Below are 404 nucleotides of genomic sequence, written 5' to 3' on the forward strand. Positions count from 1 at the left end.
TCGATGGAGTGGATGGACTTGTTCATCTCTTCGGGGAGCCAGCCCTGGTGGCGGCCGGCCTCGGTGGCGTGGATGGTGGCGACGAGGGGGATGTCGAGGTGTTCCTTGAGGGTGATGGCGGTGTGGGTGACGAGCCAGTCATGGGCGTGGATGACGTCGTACTCGGCGGACTGGGTGGCGCGCAGGGCGGCGCGGGTGAGGGTGTGGTTGAAGGCCATGGTCCAGGCGAGGAGGCTGGGGGTGGCCAGGGGGAACAGGGGTGGGTCCTCGGCGGCGCGGATGATGCGCACGCCGTCGGCGTACTCCTCGAGGGGTGCGCCGGGGGCGTGGCGGGTGACGACGGTGACCTCGTGGCCGGCGTTGGCCAGGGCGACGGAGAGGGCGTGCACGTGCCGGCCCAGTCC

Annotated in this window: 1 protein-coding gene; it reads right to left on the reverse strand. The window is 71.0% G+C overall.

Features of this window, described 5'->3' with window-relative positions; all coding sequences use genetic code 11:
• On the reverse strand, positions 1 to 404 hold a 404-nt coding region (locus tag ACFHVL_RS31480), incomplete at both ends, for a glycosyltransferase family 4 protein (protein WP_416632265.1).

Source organism: Micromonospora sp. LOL_023 (assembly GCF_048060115.1).
In the GTDB taxonomy this organism is placed as follows: domain Bacteria; phylum Actinomycetota; class Actinomycetes; order Mycobacteriales; family Micromonosporaceae; genus Micromonospora_E.